Genomic DNA, 17,677 nt, shown 5'->3' with positions numbered 1-17,677 from the left:
TATGAACGTTAGTGCATACGATAATTAGGAAAGCAAGGGAAGGAGGTGGCAAGTATGGGCGGTGGAGGTTATAACGGCGGCGGCTATGGCTCTGGATTTGCGCTTTTAGTTGTTTTATTTATCTTGTTAATTATCGTAGGCGCAGCATTCATCTACTAAAAAAAAAGGTGGTAAAAATCGTATTTTACGATTTTTACCACTTTTCAATTGAATGTGGAACGACTTAGACAGCCAGCAGCACTTCAACATACAAACTGACGAGTAAAATTGTAATTAAAACATTTATCGTACGGAAAATTTTTGGTTGTTTTTCTTCTGGAATTTCACGGCGACTGCATAATGCAGCAGTCATTCGATTTATTTGGAATAAGTATATTACTGAAAATAAGATGACAACAAGTAGTAACAAATTTATTCCTCCCCTCTAAAGCATCAATAAAAACTATAAATCAAGTGGTACTAAAATTTCATAGCCTCTAGGCGTCTCTTCAATTATAGCATTGTTTGGTGCAGACATTAAATTTTTCACATATAAAAAATCCATAAGACAAATACTACAATGTAAAGCAAGCAGTCCGCTAAAATAATGTGCGTATTGGGGAATTGAAAAGCCCCCAAATATTAAGCTTGCATTTATTACGATAAAAGGCGTGACAAGTGCAAAAAGATAAGATCTTTTTGGGATGCCATTTTCTAAGCGCATCTGAATAACTGGAATAAAATAGTATTTAATCTTCAAACGAAGTATAAGTGACTTTTTATATTGAAATAAAGCAAGATAATGCAAAAATTTGTGTAAAGGATAAAGAAACGGAATTACTAAAAAAACTAACCATAAATAATGATCAATATGCTTACCATTAAAATTAAAACTAAATGCAATGTAAGAAAAGCAAAAAACCAGTACAAAAATGGTAATTCCCAATAAAAATAAGCGTGTTGTACCGTATTCACGTTCAATATTAATCGTTTTCCAACAATGCATGTTACCCCCCCTAAAACAAAATGGATAACGATTTACTTTATTTTCCCATTAAATATTAAGATTTAAACATTAAACTAACTATAATGAAAGAAAAAAGAAATGTCACCAATTTAAATTGACGGCATTTCTTTCTAATTGATTTATTTAAGTAGTCGGTATACTCGGTTTTCCTGAATCGTCCAACGTCTCTTTGAAATTGTAGAAAGAGCGTTCGAAAATTTCAATGAAGTCATCGCCGTAAATATTGCGAATAACAGCCATTACATCTAAAAACTCAGGGAATCTCCCGTATAATTCTTTTAATGGCAATGCACCCAATAAAATAGAATGCTCTGTATCGTGATAGTGGTCATACATACGTAAAATCAGTTCAGAGCCCTTTTCAGTCAACTCGACATATGTATTACGTTTATCTTCATCACGTTTTGAGAAAGTGAGTAATCCACGCTCTTCCAATTTTTTTGAAAAGTTGAAAGCAGTAGATACATGCATGACGCCGAATTTAGCTACATCCGAAATTGAAGCGCCTTTCAAATGATATGAAATCCATAAAATGTGATGTTCATTAATGTTTAAATCGAAAGGTTTAATCCATGTTTGCCAATCTTTTTCAATAGCTTTCCAAAGAGCTTTTGATAGCTGTGCGACTCTTTGGCTGAACAGCATAGCCTCTCTTTGTGAGTATAAATCTTCTGTCAAAGCAATCACCTTCTTCTTTCATTATCATTTTAAAAATATTATAGCAATAAAAGAAAAGACTTTAAAGTTAGAAAAATGGAATAATTGAACATTGCTTGAAATATACTACAAAAAGATAATTTTAGGATTTAATTAACTATTTCTGTAAAAGATAGCAGGTCTAAATAACTACGAGTGAATAGCTGTTCATTGTACATTATTTTTGTTTGAAGGGATATTTTTCTCGATTTCACTTATAGAATTCTGTAAATTTTCAATTTCTTGTTTTAATAATGCTGTTTCTGGTTCGATTTCTGTTTTGAAAGTTGTGAAATTATCTTTTAATTCATTTATTATACTAGGCATATTATTCTGGGCTTCTGCCTTTAATGTTGTAATGGATTGTTTTACATTATTCAGTTCGCCCTGTACTTCTTGTAACTTAGATTTAACATTTTTTGTATTGGCAATAAGATTCTTTCTTAATTCAGTACCTGATTGTGGTGTGGAAAATAAAATGACTGCAGCACCGCTGACAATTCCTGTTGTGACCCCTAATAGAAATGATTTAACTTTCATAATGATTCCCTCACTTTTCCTAATATTTCTTTATCCAAATCTTTTTCCAAAACCATCTACCAATAAACATTTAAAACAGGATTTAGGATGGAGAGGAAAAATAATTCATACAAAAACCAGCATTTTGTATGGAGAAGATGCTGGTATCGTTAGATGAAACTATAACTGTGCTTTAATCTGCTCTGAAAGGTTTGCTAGTACATCCGCTTGGAAATCCTGTTGACGACTGTTCCATTCAACTACTAAGCCATCTGTCTCGTCATAGCGCGGTACGAGATGAAGATGATAATGGAATACGGTCTGACCTGCAGCAGCACCATTATTGTTGATCGTGTTCATACCTACTGGATTAAAGGCAGCCTTAATCGCATTCGCCACTTTTGGAGCAGCTGCATATAAATTGCGTGCAACTTCCTCTGGCATTTCAAATAAATCTTTGCAATGCGTTTTAGGAATTAGTAATGTATGACCCTTTGTTAATGGGGCAATATCCATAAAGGCAAATACATGATCGTCTTCATAAACTTTCAAACTTGGTATGTCACCAGCAATAATTTTACAAAATAAGCAATCGTTCATCGGATTTTTTCTCTCCTTTTTCTATTATTTTTCTTTATTTTATCATAGATTATTTTGAAAACTACTTTATGTAAAGGATTTGTATGAAACGTATAAAGAATTGGCTGATTCATTCAGTGTTCAACTTCATGAGCATTTGATAAACTGAATTTAGAAAAGAGGAGTGACGACTGTGACAATTTTACAATTAGAAAATGTAACAGGTGGTTATACGAAAAAACCTGTAATTAAAGACTTATCATTTGAAATTAAAAAAGGTGAGCTTGTTGGATTAATCGGATTAAATGGTGCCGGGAAAAGTACGACAATTAAACATATAATCGGTACACTCTTACCACGTTCTGGGGAAATACGCTTGAATGGCGTGACACTAAAGGAGAATTTGGATAAATATCGTTCTAGTTTTTCTTATATTCCGGAAACGCCTGTCCTTTACGAGGAACTAACATTGAAAGAACACTTACAATTAACAGCAATGGCTTATGGAATAGATGAAAAGACATTAAATGACCGTTCTGAAAGCCTATTGAAGGAATTCCGCATGGAAAAGCGTTTAAATTGGTTTCCATCGCATTTCTCAAAAGGGATGCGTCAAAAGGTTATGATTATGTGTGCATTTTTAGTTAATCCAAGCCTTTATATTATCGATGAGCCCTTTGTCGGTTTGGACCCACTAGGGATTCAATCATTACTAGATCAAATGGATGAAAAGAAGCGTGCAGGAGCATCGATTTTAATGTCGACACATATTTTGTCTACTGCCGAAAAGCATTGTGACCGCATCATCCTCCTGCACGAAGGACGAGTACGGGCACAGGGGACGATGGATGACTTACGGAAAGCTTTCAACATGCCGACTGCAACATTGGATGACTTGTACATTGCGATGACAAAGGAGCAGGACAATGAACAACATGCATAATGTATGGGCTAAGCGCTTTGAGCATTACATAGGCGAAGTAATGAAATATATGCGCTTCGTCTTTACGGGGCATATAGCCATTGTCCTCGTTTTTATTGCTGGCGCAGGAGGCTATCAATACAGTGAATGGCTAAAAGTAGTATCAACAGATTTCCCGGCTGAGTGGATTATTGCCATAATGATTGGGGCACTGATTGCATTGAGCCGACCAGTAACATTAATAAAAGAGCCGGATCAAGTATATTTATTGCCACTAGAAAGTCAGATGCCCGGCTACTTTAAAAAAGCGATGAACTGGACATTTTGGTCGCAAGTTTTGATTCCGGTTGTATTATGTATTATAGCGATTCCATTATTAAAGGCAGTAACTGAACTTTCTGCTGCAGAAATTTGGATGAATGTATTATTTATAGCAATCTTGAAGTGGTTTAATGTGCGAGGTGAATTCCATTATAGATATGTGAACCGTGGTCACTCAATTGGGTTGGACCGGGTTGTCCGGATGGTCGTATCAATTTTGGCAATTCAAATGATGCTAACAAACGGTTTTATCGGTATCGTATTCCTGATTATGCTCGTATTTTATAACATCACGCTTCAGAAAAAAATGCAGAATAATCCAGTACCATATGAACATTTTATTAAACTGGAACAAAATCGCATGATGCGTTTCTATCGTTTTGCGAATTACTTCACAGATGTCCCGCATTTAAAGGGATCGGTTAAACGCCGTGCTTGGTTGGATTTTGCTTATAAGGCGATTAGTTTTAAAAAGGAAAATACACAGGCTTTCTTAATTTACCGTACATTTATTCGAACAGATGACCATTTCTATCTATGGGTACGTCTAACGGTTATTTCGGCGATTATTGCTATGTTTATAACAATTCCGTTTGTAACATGGATTGTAGTCGGGGCATTGGCATTTGCAACGACTTTACAACTTAAATATGCATTAATGTCGGCAGGGGATTTCCGAATGGACATGCTTTATCCGATTCCACGAGATACGAGAAAGCAGGCAGTCGCAAAGTTACTCCGTCAATTAAGTATTGTACAAGCAATTATTGTGACAGCATGTGCGATAATGCAGCCTCAATTTTACATTCTTCCGTTTGTGATTATTGGAGTAAGTGAATTAACGATGAGAATGTCTAAATAGATTTAATAGCACAACAAAGAGCATCACTCCGAGTGATGCTCTTTGTTGTCTACAAAAGGTTACTAGAGTTCTTCTAGATGCGTTAACAGGAACAAGTTGTTCAAACGTTCTTACCCTATTTCTTGTTCATTAATTTGACTGCTAGTCATATTAGATCTTACCTCACTTAATGTAAAGGAATTAATAAGTTGATTGGAGTGGAGGGACCGTGACTCCACCGGGAACCGAACGTGCGGAAGATCCACTAACTTGGGCCTGCCGTCGTAGGCACAAGTTAGTTAGCTGGAGCCGTGCCCGGGGAAAGCATCGGTCCCGAAACGGAAATCAACGATGTCTAGATTCAATTAATTTTAAAATAAAAAACTGTAAACAAACACTATTTAAGAGTTTGTCTACAGTCTGAGAGCATCATTCCGAGTGATGCTCTTTTGTTTGCGCTATCATCCTATAAAAACAATCCCCCAATTAATAGACCAGCTAAAATGACAAAGGCAGGGTGAATTTTAAATTTCTCCAAAGCGAAATAACTTGCAGCAAGTAATAGAATTGTAGGAATAAGGTTATTTAATTCATAAGAAGTTTTTGCAAAATCAAATGTTAGAGAAAGCATTAATATTGCGATAGCCGGCAATACATAGCTGGACAAACGCTTTACTCGTAATGAATGACGATGCTTATATAATAAGTTTAACAATAACAGCATAAGTGCGAGGGAGGGCGCTACTGTTGCAAATAGTGCAACCATACTTCCTAAAACGCCGGCCACTTCAAAACCAATATAACCTGCCATTTTGGTTGCAATCGGTCCGGGTAAAGAGTTGGCAAGGGCGAATACTTCGCTGAATTCTGTTTTCGTCATCCAGCCATATTTTTGTACAACTTCATGCTCGATTAATGGAATTGCAGCCGGACCGCCACCGTAAGCAAGAATATTCGGAAAGAAAAATGCTAAAAATAAATGAAAGTAGGTCATGAGATATTACCTCCTTTCACAGGAAGAGCAAGTGCGATTATTAATAATGTAGCAATAACAAAACCGGGATGAATATTTAATACAATAATAGCAATGAAACTTACAATAAAAATAATCGAAGCCAATTTAATACCAAGGGATGCTTTTGACTTTTTTATAAAATCCCATGTTAAAACACCCATCATCACGGCAACAATGGGAATAACCCCATTTGTCATACCGTTAACGAAATTAGATTCGCTAAATTGCTTTAGTGAACCAAGTAATAATACCAAAAGGATGACAGTTGGAAGAACCGTTGCAAGTAATGCGGTTATGAGTCCTAGCCATCCACCTACCCGAAAACCAATATAACCAGCCATCTTTGTAGCAATCGGACCAGGTAAGGTATTTCCAATTGATATCACATCAGAAAATTCCTCATCTGTCATCCACTCATAAGTTTTAACAACCTCTTTATGTACTAGCGGGATTGTCGTGGGGCCACCACCAAAGCCAAGTATTCCCGATCTAAAAAATGCAATAAAAATATGTAACTGCTTATTCAATGTGTTTCCTCCTTTAAATAAGAAAGGAGTTACCTTCATAGGAGAGATAACTCCAAAAAACATTATTCTTTTGATGGGGCACTGTATGTCGTAATATATGCTGATGCGTTAAACATTGACTGCAAAGCCTGAGTAGTTCCCTCGAATACTGGAGAAAAAGAGGTTTTATACTCATTGCTGTTTTTCCATACTTCATAGGTAGCAGGTCCACCCCATTGGATAATAAATAAATATGTGTCTGCTTTGATCGGACGGAGTAGGCGATATGCAATGATACCGTCGTTTGTATTTAATGAAGAAATGGCGTCGAGAGCTTTTTTCTCGAAAACAGGACGTTCATCTGACATAATGGGCATATTGTAAAAAGTAAAATAGCCCTTCTGCTCAAACTGTCCTTTCTCTGCAATGACTTCGAAATTACGAGGTACAGCAAAGATAGACTTTTTATCGGTTTCATGTAATACAACAGAGTTACCATTTCCGTGTAATAAGATGAGCGGGTGCTTAGCATTTTTTTCGACTAACTTTTCCATATAGTCGGGTGTACCTGAAGTTACATAAAAATTCATGGATATGACCACCTTTTCTTTATTTAGGGGTTTGATTACGTAAACGTAATTGGTTCTATTATTTCCATTTATAAAGATGTTCAAGCTATTTGTCAAAAAGTTCTATAGCAGAAAGGACAATTTTATGACATTTAAAGAAGAAATCTATACAATTATTCTTGAAAAGCTTATAGTCAATAATGGATATCAATGACGTTTTTTAAAAGTACAGAATAAAAATGAATTTATTTTAAGGGGTAGAAATCAAACATGATGAAATTTAATGATACATTATTACGTGCTGCTCGCGGTGAACAAGTAGAACATACGCCAGTTTGGTTTATGCGCCAGGCAGGTCGTTCACAGCCAGAATATCGTGAAATTAAACAAAAATATTCATTAGAAGAGATTACAATGCAACCTGAACTATGTGCATATGTTACACGTTTACCCGTTGAACAATACAACGTAGATGCTGCCATTCTTTATAAAGATATTGTAACCCCTTTACCTGGTATGGGAGTAGATGTAAAAATTAAGGCGGGTATTGGACCGGTCATTTCTAACCCGATTCGTTCTGTAGCCGATGTAGAAAATTTGCGCGAGTTTAATGCAAAAGAGCATACACCATATGTTTTAGAAACGATTAAAATGTTAACGAAAGATCAGTTAAATGTTCCGTTAATCGGCTTTGGCGGTGCTCCGTTTACACTGGCGAGTTATATGATTGAAGGTGGTCCAAGCCGTAATTATGCAAAAACAAAATCCTTTATGGTTTCACAGCCAAAAGCTTGGATTGCGCTAATGGATAAATTAGCTGACATGATTATCGCGGATATTACAGCACAGGTAGAAGCTGGTGCAAAAGCAATCCAAATTTTCGATTCATGGGTAGGCGCATTAAATGTGGAAGACTACCGAATTTTTATTAAGCCAACAATGACACGCATCTTTGCTGAATTACGTGCTTTAAATGTACCTTTAATTCAGTTTGGTGTTGGGGCAACACATTTAGTAAACGAATGGCATGACCTGCCAATCGATGTCGTAGGGTTAGACTGGCGTTTACCAATCCGTGAAGCAGAAGCACGTGGTGTAACGAAGGCCGTTCAAGGGAACTTAGATCCTACATTATTATTGGCAGACTGGAACGTAATTGAAGCACGTGCAAAAGATATTGTTGACCAAGGATTAGCACATACAGGTGGTCATATTTTCAACTTAGGCCATGGTGTCTTCCCAGAAGTAGATCCAGCCGTATTAAAACGATTAACCGCATTTGTACACGACTACAGCCGCGAACAAATTGCAAAGCGATAATAATCATTAAATAATTAATTCTAATTTGATTCATTGCTATTTGAGAAGGAGAAGGTGAGTGTCCTACTGATGTTTTCACCGTTTGCACAGTGAAAACATTAACTCCTTTCTTGTCAGCAATAAAATGAAAGCGAAAATTATTCGAAAAAGAAGACGTGTTTAAAAACATTCAGAGGTGATCTTACATGAAAGAAGTACGTGGATTATTAGTAATGGCGTATGGTACGCCATATAAAGAAGAAGATATTGAACGTTATTATACACACATTCGTCATGGCCGTAAGCCGAGCCAAGAACATATTGACGATTTAACAGAGCGTTACCGTGCAATTGGCGGGATTTCACCTCTTGCGAAAATGACGGAGGCACAAGCACACGCATTATGTACACGTTTGAATGAGGTTCAGGATAAAATAGAATATAAAGTATTTATCGGTTTAAAGCATATTGAGCCATTTGTAGAGGATGCCGTAGAAGCAATGGTAAAAGAAGGTATTACTGAAGCTGTTTCCATCGTTTTAGCGCCACACTTCTCTACTTTCTCCATTAAATCTTACAACGGACGTGCTAAAGAAGCTGCCGAAAAATTAGGCGGTACATTAAATATTACTTCTGTTGAAGCATGGTATGACGAGCCGAAATTTATAGAATTTTGGAAGCAAGCGGTAAATGGTGAGTTGGCGAAGATGTCTGAAGAGGAACGTGCGAATGCTTGTTTAATTGTTTCTAACCACTCATTACCGGAAAAAATTAAATTAGCTGGTGATCCATACGAAGAGCAATTAGTTGAAACTGCCCGTTTAATTGAGGAAGCTTCTGATATTGTGAATGTTGAAGTAGGCTGGCAATCAGCTGGACAAACGCCGGAGCCATGGTTAGGGCCGGATGTGCAGGATTTAACAAAGGAATTATTTGAGCAAAAAGGTTATAAAGCATTCATCTATACGCCAGTAGGCTTTGTTACAGAGCATTTGGAAGTTCTTTATGATAATGATATTGAATGTAAAGTTGTATGCGATGAAATTGGCGCAAGCTATTATCGACCAACAATGCCAAATACGCACCCTTTATTTATAGACGCAATGGTAGATGCGATAAATAAGAAAATAGCGAATTAATATAGAGAGTGATGATGAAGGTGACTTTAAAAAAGAGGAAGGTTGTTATCGTTGGCGGTGGAATCACTGGTTTAACGACGGCATACTATTTACAACAAAAAACGAAGGCGCACAATTTACCAATAGATATTGTGTTAATCGAAGCGTCCCTGCGTTTAGGTGGTAAAATCCATACAGAGCGTAAAGATGGATATATCATTGAACGTGGACCTGAATCGTTTTTTGATACAGGTAGCAGTGTCCGTAAGTTGGCACGTGATTTAAATATCGAACATGAAATAGTTCAAAATAATAACGGTCGAACATTCATCGCTGTTGGTAGCAAGCTACATCAAATTCCGAGTAATATTTTACTCGGAGGGTCACCTAAAATATTCACGTTTATGACATCGAATGTCCTTTCTTTAATGGGGAAATTTCGAGCTGCAGGGGATTTATTTTTACCTAAATTACCTCATGAAGCCGACGAGGCGATCAGTGAGTTTTTCAGTAGACGCTTCGGGAAAGAGCTCGTAGAAAATTTGGTGGAACCGGTATTGGCGGGAACATTTGCCGGCGATGTCGATCATGTTAGTATGCAATCGATGTTCCCACAATTTTATCAGCTTGAAAATGATTATCGTAGTTTATTGGTTGGCATGAAAAAGACAGGTAAAGGAATTTACGCGCTTGTAGATACACCGGGTGAAATTCATTATGAGTCATTTGTAAATGGATTGGAGTCGTTAATTGAGACATTGGAAAACTCGTTGACCGACGTGACCATTCTTAAAGGACTGAAAGTAAATTGCATTGAAAATAATAGCGATTTTTCACAATCGATTGCATTAAATGATGGTACTACTATAGATGCCGATAAAGTTGTGATGACAACACCATTTAATGTGACTAAAAAAATCTTCCCGGATTCTGATATTATGCAGCAAGTGCCGGAGATGAACTATGCAACCATTGCAACTGTAACGATGGCTTTTAAACCTGGAACAACCAAAAAGTATGAAGGTGCGCTTAACTTCTTCGTTTCGCGTAACAGTCATTTTGCGATAACAAGCTGTACGTGGAGTCATCAGAAGTGGGATAATATTACCCCGGATGGTCATGAGCTAATACGTGTGTATATTGGTCGTGTCGGTGATGAGTCTATCGTAGAGCTATCAGATAATGAAATTGAGAAAATCGTTTTGCAGGATTTGAATCGGGCAGTTGGACTCGATGCACAACCGCTGTTTACGACAGTTGCCCGCTGGAAAGAAGCTATGCCCCAATATACTATCGGTCATCAGATACGCATGTCTTCAATGAAGGAGCAGTTTTACAAAGAATTCCCGAATGTCTATTTGGCAGGAAGTTCGTATGAGGGTATTAGTATCCCGGATTGTATCCTACAAGGGAGAGAAACCGCGGAGCTACTACTTGCGCAATTGTTAGAACAAAAGTTGGCAATTTAATCACTCAATATGTAAATTGAACAAAAACGCTGTATTAAAAGTATAATTGCTTTTAATGCAGCTTTTTTGGTGTGAATTTCCTTTATTCGTTCACAAAATTATCCTATTGGCTTCATGCAAATTTCACATATTTTTAGTACGCTTATTAATGAGGTGCAATGAAAATGAAAAAATTTATAATATATTTTTTTAGTTGCATAGTTCTTTTACTTTTAGCTAGTTGTGATAGCGAAAGAATGGAAGAAATTAATCCACATCAGCCTTTTGTTGCATCCCTTAATATTTTGCAGCCTTCCTTAACGTTTTACGAACAGTCAGGTGAATTACTCGCGACATGGGTTTTCGAGAAAGGATATACAGGAGCAGTATTAATTGGATTTGACCACGTATTGCTATATGGCTATCAATTGCAGCATGCAGATATTTTACAGCTTTCATCTGGGGAAAAGGTAAAGTCCATTGATGTAGGCTTAGGCATTACAAACGGTTATTATGATGAAGATACGAGCCAACTATTTTTAACAAATGGCAAAACAAATGAACTAATAAGCTATACCGAAAAAGGGAAGCTTAAGAAAAAAGTTAAGCTGCGCAATTATCCAATGTCAATGGCAGCGTCGAAAGATTATTTATATGTGATAAATTATAAAGATACTGTGTTATCTGTCGTACATAAAGGAAACTTAAAGGTAATCGATGAATGGCCTGTTTCAACTTCTTCCCAAGGGTTGTATGTATCATATGACCACCAGGAATTATGGGTTGGGGGACATGGTATAGGTAATAAACCAAACAAATTCGTCCGGGTTTATGATTTAAGTACAGGTCAGTTAAATAGAGAGTTCACACTGCCTCTAATGCCGATTGCCTTTTCGAAGACTGATGAAGATATCATCGTTTCGAGTCATGGTTCCAATACAATTTACCGCGTTGCAGCTGATGGTGATATATTATGGCAACAGGAGATTGGGGCAAATCCATTTGCAGTTGCCCAATTTCAGGATAAGTTGGTTGTTGCGGGATATGATGATCATACGCTTTACTTTATAGATGATGGCGAAGTTCAAAAGCGGGTTAAAACAAGAGAAGGACCTTTTCAATTGCTCGTAAGGGGGGATAGTCATTGACAACTATTTTAATAGTAGATGATGAAGAAAATATGCGCCAATTAATCGATGTTATTTTAACGAAATCTGGATTTGAAACGGTACAGGCATCAAATGGCGCTGAAGCATATTTTATCTTGTCCCAGCAGCAGGTGGATTTAGTTTTGCTTGATGTGATGATGCCAGGGGAAGACGGATTTGCTGTTTGTGAAGCAATGCAGGCTATGGCGAAAGTTCCTATTATTTTTTTGACAGCCCGCGATGCGAATGAAGATAAGGTAAAGGGTCTAATGATCGGGGGCGATGATTATATCGTCAAGCCTTTCACTGCCGATGAACTAGTCGCACGAATATTTGCGGTGTTAAGAAGGGTCGGAACAGTAAGTGAACAGCCTTCCATTCAATACTTGTACAGGGGTATTTTAAAAATGGATGAAATTTCTCGTAAAGTATACATCGAGCAGGAACCTGTATTGTTAACTTTAAAGGAATTTGAGCTTTTGCATTTATTTATGCTAAAACCGGGGATTGTCTATACGCGCGAGCAACTTTTAGAACGGATTTGGGATATTGATTATGCGGGTGGAGCTCGTACAGTAGATACTCATATTAAAACATTGCGGCTAAAACTGAGCAAAAAATCGAAAGAAGCGAGTGAATACATCCAAACTGTATGGGGTGTAGGCTATCGCTTTGAGCATACGACATGAAAAAAATATCTTCAAAGCTATGGCTATTAATGGTGTTATTTTTAAGTGCCACTATCATTTTTATGTACATATTTACGAACTTTTTATATGAACAGCTTTACGTGGAAGATACGAAAAGTACTATGATTGAAACAGGCGAGAAGCTTCAGACGAAGTATAGTGGAGGTAAAGTATCAGACGAACTAATTTCTGATATTGAACAATTTGCTGCCTACTCTAATCTTGAAATATTTGCTGTTCGAAATCCGAGGGAATTAAGTGCTTGTGTACCATTTGATATTGACTATGATGCATTAATTGGCCCGGATGAGCGGAAGCAATTACTTTCAGGGAATGCTGTAACAAAAATCGGTTATGAGGAACGATTCGATCGGCAAATTATATCCATCATTCTCCCTTTTACTGATCAAAATCGGCTGGAAGGTATTCTTTACATCTATTTTCCGTTAGCTAAAATTTCGGAATTGGCAAAAGAAGAAGTGATTTTACTCATTACAGGGGCCATTATGTTTTTGCTTGTAGCTGGCTTTTTCGTGTATCAAGGAATGCGGAAAATCCTACTGCCGTTGGAGACATTGCAGCATGCCGTAAAACAAATGACAGCCGGGGATTACAATGTACGGGTCAATGTTTCCGTAAATGATGAAATTGGGCATTTATCTTCCGCTTTCAACCAAATGGCGGATGCAATTCAGCAAGATGACGAAGTACAAAAATCCTTTTTAGCAACAGTTTCCCATGAGCTGCGTACACCGATCAGCTATGTGAAAGGATATAGTGAAGCCATTCAAAAAGGAATAATCGATGAAGCTAAGCGGGATGAAGCGATCCGGTTAATTGAAAAAGAAGCAACAAGAATGGAGCGCCTAACGAATGAGCTTATGCAGCTGGCACGTAAAGAAGACAGCCAGGCAGAATCGTATTTTGATATGCTAGTCTTTGCGGAAACTATCCGTGATGCCATTCGTTTAGTACAACAAAAAGCAAATAAAAAAAATATTCAAATCGATCAACAATTAAATGAAGAGATAATTGTCATTGGTGATGAAGAAAAACTTAAGCAAGTTTTTATTAACATCCTGGAAAACGCGATACACTATTCAACTGATCATTCTAGCATTCGTGTAGAATCTTCTATAGTAGATTCATATGCAGTTTTAACAATTACCGATTATGGGATAGGTATTCCACCAGAAGACCTGCCTCATGTAACAGAGCGATTTTACCGTGTGAACAAAGCGCGGAGCCGATCAGACGGCGGAAGTGGTCTCGGATTATCGATAGTGGAGCAAATTGTCAAACAGCATAAAGGAAAATTGAAAATTAAAAGTATATTAGATGAAGGAACAGTTGTAAGTGTAATGTTCCCTTTAATGGAGGAAGAATGATGAAAAAATGGTTATATAGTTTAGTTGCAGTACCTTTCGTATTATTCGGCTGTGGAGATGACGAAGTGAAAACACTAGAAACTGCTGAAGTACCTGCATTTGTCGAGGTACAAATTCAAACTGAAGAGCAATTAAACGTAGGGGAAGTTCAGCTTGCCGCACGTGTCACGCAGGATGAAGAAGTTGTGAATGACGCACAGGAAGTAAAGTTTGAAGTGTGGGAGTCCGGATTTCGGGATGAGGGTGCCATGTTGGACGGACAACTAACGGAGGATGGTATATACGTTGCGGAATATACATTCGATCATGATGGCGTATATTATATGTTTGCCCATACAACGGCTCGCGGAATGCATGTCATGCCAAAGCAAAAGCTCATTGTCGGGAAACCCGATATGAGTAAAGTCATCGAAGATATTAGCTCGGATTCAATGGAACATGGGTCAAGCCATGAAGGTGATGAAGAGGAAGAAGAAAAAGAGGAGCATGGACATTAATTGATTGCAAAATGAAATGAACGGTGTATAATAATGACTGGATGACCGATGTGGTATTCTGGTCATTTTTGATTTTAAAATTAATTATAAGAACGCTACTTTTTTTGAGGAGGTGGATTTATGGATCGTCGACATGAAATTCTACTGGCTGCAACAAAGTCCTTTACTTTATTCGGCTATAAAGCAACAACGATTGAACAAGTTGCAAAAATTGCTAATGTCGGGAAAGGGACAATTTATACGTTTTTCAAAAATAAAGAAGAGCTATTTCAGGAAGTTGTATTCCATTTAATCGGTGAAATGAAGCGCGAAACAGATCAGCTAATTGATACTAATGCGAGCTTTATGCAAAATGCCCATACAGCATTGATGAAAATGCTGCAGTTCCGTGAGCGTCATTTACTGTTTGCCAAACTAATAGATGAGGAAAGAGCACTGGGCACTCCTGAAGTACAGCAAATGCTGTTGAAAATTGAGTCGGAAATCATTTCATACGTCTCGATGCGTATTCGTAACGGTATTGCAAAAGATGAGGTCATTGACTGTAATCCTGAGCATGTAGCCTTTTTATTGTTTAAATCGTATTTGGCTTTTATTGTAGACTGGCAGTTGACGCATAATGAACCACTCAATGAACAAGAAATTTTGACATTATTCAGCGAAACCATTTTCCGTGGTTTGGCAAAGAAAAATTAGTAGTCACTTCCTAGTGAAGTGGTTTCTTTTTACCAATAAATGACCGAATGACGATATTGGTCATATGGTTTTAGAAGGAGGAAATTAGTGTGATAAAAGCAGAATGGCTGAAGATTTTCAAAACAAAAAAAATGCTTATTTCAGTTATTGCCGTTCTTTTTGTTCCTGTCATGTACAGCGGAATGTTCTTATGGGCATTTTGGGATCCATATGCTAATTTAGAAAGCATGCCAGTAGCCATTGTCAATGAAGACAAAGGGGCTATGATGGATGACGAAACAATGGAACTCGGTCAAACATTGGTCGACAAACTCATAGAGAGTAAGCAATTCCAGTTTGAGGAAGTAGATGTAAAGGAAGCAGACCAAAAATTACTCGATCAAAAATATTATATTTTAATTAAAATTCCGGAAAATTTCTCGGAACATGCGACAACATTATTAGAGGATCAACCACAAAAATTGGTGATCGATTATATTCCGAATGAAGGCTTTAACTTTTTAGGTGCACAAATTGGTGAAACTGCAATGGACCGTATTAAAGCGGAAGTAAATACACAAGTTTCTGCAACATATGCCGAAAAATTATTTGATTCCATTACACAACTTGGTGATGGTTTTGTCGAGGCTGCAAATGGTGCAGGAGAACTTGATGAAGGTGCCGCGAAGCTTGCGGATGGCGCTGATGAGCTGAAAGGCTATTTAGAGCAATTGGCATCAAGTACTGTTGAGCTATCTGATGGTACAGGCACATTAATAGCCGGTGCCAAAAATGCTGCGACAGGTGCAAACGAATTAGCAGCAGGGGTAGCAAAAATGGCTGAAGGTAGCAATCAATTGTCAGACGGAGCAAAATCTGCAGCAGATGGTGCCAATACTTTACAACAAGGGATTGAAAGCTATACTGATGGTGTTGCACAAGTAGCAAACGGACAAAAAGACATTACATCTGGTCAGGCGAGCTTAGCTGAAAATTTAACATTATTAACACAAGGTACAGCGAATATTGATGATAAAGTTAAAGCATTGGCGGATGGTTCAGCTAATGTAGCAGGTGGGATGGATAAATTAGCAAGTCAATTAGAAGGAATTCTTCCAATGCTGCCAGAAGAAAATCAAGAAGCTTTAAAAACAGCACTTGCACAGTTACAAGCTGGCAGTAAAGAGGTAAGCGGTGGTTTAGGCCAGTTACATGAAGGTATGAATGGGCTAGATGATAAAATCGCGGCGATTAGTGATGGTGCGAGTAAATTAAATTCAGGACAACAACAAGTCAATGCCGGTGTTGCACAATTACAGCAAAATTCAGAACAACTTCTTGCAGGAGCGCGTTCACTAGCAGAAGGCAACACAACTATTGCTGGAAAATTAGACGAATTAAGCAAAGGTGCATTGAGTGCCACTACTGGTGCCAATTCATTGGCGCAAGGTTTAAACACATTAGTGGATGGGTCAAATAAATTAAGTGATGGCACACGCTTATTAGCTGAAAAATCAGGTGAGTTAGTGCAAGGTTCGACTACTTTAGTAGATGGTACGAAAGAGTTAAAGGACGGTACGAAAACATTATCTGGTAAGTTAACTGAAGCAAGCGAAAAAGCAGAAGTTAATCCAACTGAAGATACTTATAATATGGTTGGCTCTCCTGTGGAAATAGAAAAAGAATCAGTAAACCATGTGCCTAACTACGGTACAGGTTTTGCACCATACTTCATTTCCCTAGGATTATTCGTTGGAGCATTATTAATCTCCATCGTGTTCCCATTTGTTGAACCAGTCATTATACCGAAAAACAGTGCAAGCTGGTTTGCAAGTAAAGTAACAGTATTGATCGGTGTTGGATTAGTACAATCTTTCATCACAATTGCAATTGTCGTTTGGGGGCTTGGTCTTGAAGTCAATAGTATGCCACAGTTCATTTTTACAACGATTTTAACAAGCTTTACATTTTTAGCAATGGTTCAATTATTAGTATCACTGTTTGGCGATCCAGGACGATTTATTGCAATTGTCGTTTTAATCCTGCAGTTAACAACAAGCGCAGGTACGTTCCCAATCGAACTAGTACCAGAACAATTGCATTTCTTTAACAAAATTTTACCGATGACATTCTCTGTACAAGGTCTAAAAGCAGCTATTTCAATGGGTGATACAGCATTCTTGATGTTCAACTGGGCTATTTTAGGTACAGTATTGTTCTCATGCTTGGCAATTACATTCAGTTACTTTACATTACTTTATAAAAAACGTTATTCAAAACATCATACAGAAGCTTAGAGAGAAGAAGCGTGGATTCAAGGGTAACCTGAATCCACGCTTTTTTATGGAAAGAAAAAGCCACGAGCATTGAGCGGGCTCGTGGTTTGTGTAAGTGTAAGCTATTATAGGTTCATCTTTTTTCTAAGATGAAGGGATAGTGCG

Annotated in this window: 19 protein-coding genes and 1 pseudogene; 12 read left to right on the top strand and 8 right to left on the bottom strand. The window is 37.5% G+C overall.

Features of this window, described 5'->3' with window-relative positions:
* Positions 1 to 54 precede the first annotated feature (54 nt).
* A complete protein-coding gene (locus NYE67_RS17210) occupies positions 55 to 159 on the top strand; it encodes a YjcZ family sporulation protein (protein WP_081483416.1) in 105 nt (34 codons plus the stop codon).
* 64 nt (positions 160 to 223) lie between these two features.
* On the opposite strand, the gene NYE67_RS17205 is transcribed toward NYE67_RS17210, so the two are convergent.
* The 5 genes and pseudogenes from NYE67_RS17205 to NYE67_RS17185 all read right to left on the bottom strand — a co-directional run.
* Complete coding sequence (locus NYE67_RS17205) at positions 224 to 409, bottom strand: hypothetical protein (RefSeq protein ID WP_191699486.1); 186 nt, start codon at positions 407 to 409, stop codon at positions 224 to 226.
* A gap of 33 nt (positions 410 to 442) precedes the next feature.
* A complete protein-coding gene (locus tag NYE67_RS17200; protein WP_340730683.1) occupies positions 443 to 985 on the bottom strand; it encodes a DUF3267 domain-containing protein in 543 nt (180 codons plus the stop codon).
* Positions 986 to 1,129: 144 nt separating this feature from the next.
* Entirely contained in the window at positions 1,130 to 1,690 is a 561-nt protein-coding gene (locus NYE67_RS17195) for an HTH-type transcriptional regulator Hpr (RefSeq protein WP_191699875.1), read from the bottom strand.
* Between the two features lie 180 nt (positions 1,691 to 1,870).
* Entirely contained in the window at positions 1,871 to 2,242 is a 372-nt protein-coding gene (locus tag NYE67_RS17190; protein WP_340730682.1) for a YtxH domain-containing protein, read from the bottom strand.
* A 159-nt stretch (positions 2,243 to 2,401) separates the two neighbouring features.
* A pseudogene (locus NYE67_RS17185) lies at positions 2,402 to 2,827 on the bottom strand (HIT family protein); the annotation flags it as partial.
* Positions 2,828 to 2,993: 166 nt separating this feature from the next.
* Here NYE67_RS17185 and NYE67_RS17180 point away from each other — a divergent pair.
* Complete coding sequence (locus NYE67_RS17180) at positions 2,994 to 3,743, top strand: ABC transporter ATP-binding protein (protein ID WP_340726140.1); 750 nt, start codon at positions 2,994 to 2,996, stop codon at positions 3,741 to 3,743.
* Positions 3,727 to 4,905 (top strand): ABC transporter permease, encoded by a 1,179-nt coding sequence (locus NYE67_RS17175; protein ID WP_340726139.1) that lies wholly within the window; start codon positions 3,727 to 3,729, stop codon positions 4,903 to 4,905. Before NYE67_RS17180 ends, NYE67_RS17175 begins: the two co-directional genes overlap by 17 nt.
* Before the next feature lie 445 nt (positions 4,906 to 5,350).
* Here the strand turns inward: NYE67_RS17175 and NYE67_RS17170 are convergent, their stop codons facing one another.
* The 3 genes from NYE67_RS17170 to NYE67_RS17160 all read right to left on the bottom strand — a co-directional run bounded on the left by NYE67_RS17170 (position 5,351) and on the right by NYE67_RS17160 (position 6,995).
* A complete protein-coding gene (locus tag NYE67_RS17170; RefSeq protein WP_340730681.1) occupies positions 5,351 to 5,878 on the bottom strand; it encodes a chromate transporter in 528 nt (175 codons plus the stop codon).
* Positions 5,875 to 6,426 carry a chromate transporter gene (locus tag NYE67_RS17165; RefSeq protein WP_340726137.1) on the bottom strand — a complete coding sequence of 184 codons (552 nt, stop codon included), beginning with the start codon at positions 6,424 to 6,426 and terminating at the stop codon, positions 5,875 to 5,877. The genes NYE67_RS17170 and NYE67_RS17165 overlap by 4 nt, the downstream gene beginning before the upstream one ends.
* Positions 6,427 to 6,488: 62 nt before the next feature.
* Entirely contained in the window at positions 6,489 to 6,995 is a 507-nt protein-coding gene (locus NYE67_RS17160) for a Target of RNAIII-activating protein (protein WP_340726136.1), read from the bottom strand.
* A gap of 249 nt (positions 6,996 to 7,244) precedes the next feature.
* Here NYE67_RS17160 and hemE point away from each other — a divergent pair, with 249 nt between their 5' ends.
* The 9 genes from hemE to NYE67_RS17115 all read left to right on the top strand — a co-directional run bounded on the left by hemE (position 7,245) and on the right by NYE67_RS17115 (position 17,533).
* The gene (gene hemE / locus NYE67_RS17155) at positions 7,245 to 8,294 is read left to right on the top strand and encodes a uroporphyrinogen decarboxylase (protein WP_340726135.1); all 1,050 of its coding nucleotides are present in this window, start codon (positions 7,245 to 7,247) and stop codon (positions 8,292 to 8,294) included.
* A gap of 185 nt (positions 8,295 to 8,479) precedes the next feature.
* A complete protein-coding gene (hemH, locus tag NYE67_RS17150; protein ID WP_340726134.1) occupies positions 8,480 to 9,412 on the top strand; it encodes a ferrochelatase in 933 nt (310 codons plus the stop codon).
* Positions 9,413 to 9,426: 14 nt separating this feature from the next.
* Positions 9,427 to 10,860, top strand: a complete 1,434-nt coding sequence (hemG, locus tag NYE67_RS17145; protein WP_340730680.1) for a protoporphyrinogen oxidase — start codon at positions 9,427 to 9,429, stop codon at positions 10,858 to 10,860.
* 164 nt (positions 10,861 to 11,024) lie between these two features.
* Complete coding sequence (locus NYE67_RS17140; RefSeq protein WP_340730679.1) at positions 11,025 to 11,987, top strand: YncE family protein; 963 nt, start codon at positions 11,025 to 11,027, stop codon at positions 11,985 to 11,987.
* Positions 11,984 to 12,676: a response regulator transcription factor gene (locus NYE67_RS17135; RefSeq protein WP_340730678.1), complete on the top strand. Its 693-nt coding sequence runs from the start codon at positions 11,984 to 11,986 to the stop codon at positions 12,674 to 12,676. The genes NYE67_RS17140 and NYE67_RS17135 overlap by 4 nt, the downstream gene beginning before the upstream one ends.
* Positions 12,673 to 14,064, top strand: coding sequence for a sensor histidine kinase (locus NYE67_RS17130; protein WP_340730677.1), 1,392 nt, complete (start codon positions 12,673 to 12,675; stop codon positions 14,062 to 14,064). Before NYE67_RS17135 ends, NYE67_RS17130 begins: the two co-directional genes overlap by 4 nt.
* Positions 14,064 to 14,561, top strand: a complete 498-nt coding sequence (locus NYE67_RS17125) for a FixH family protein (protein WP_340730676.1) — start codon at positions 14,064 to 14,066, stop codon at positions 14,559 to 14,561. The genes NYE67_RS17130 and NYE67_RS17125 overlap by 1 nt, the downstream gene beginning before the upstream one ends.
* Positions 14,562 to 14,681: 120 nt before the next feature.
* On the top strand, positions 14,682 to 15,257 hold the full coding sequence (locus NYE67_RS17120) for a TetR/AcrR family transcriptional regulator (protein WP_340730675.1): 576 nt from the start codon (positions 14,682 to 14,684) through the stop codon (positions 15,255 to 15,257).
* An 89-nt stretch (positions 15,258 to 15,346) separates the two neighbouring features.
* Positions 15,347 to 17,533: a YhgE/Pip domain-containing protein gene (locus NYE67_RS17115; RefSeq protein WP_340730674.1), complete on the top strand. Its 2,187-nt coding sequence runs from the start codon at positions 15,347 to 15,349 to the stop codon at positions 17,531 to 17,533.
* The last annotated feature ends 144 nt before the right edge of the window (positions 17,534 to 17,677 follow it).

Source organism: Solibacillus sp. FSL W8-0474 (genome assembly GCF_038004065.1).
Lineage (GTDB): Bacteria > Bacillota > Bacilli > Bacillales_A > Planococcaceae > Solibacillus > Solibacillus faecavium.
Note: the sequence above shows the minus strand (reverse complement) of the source record. Positions and strands in the feature narration are given on the sequence as shown.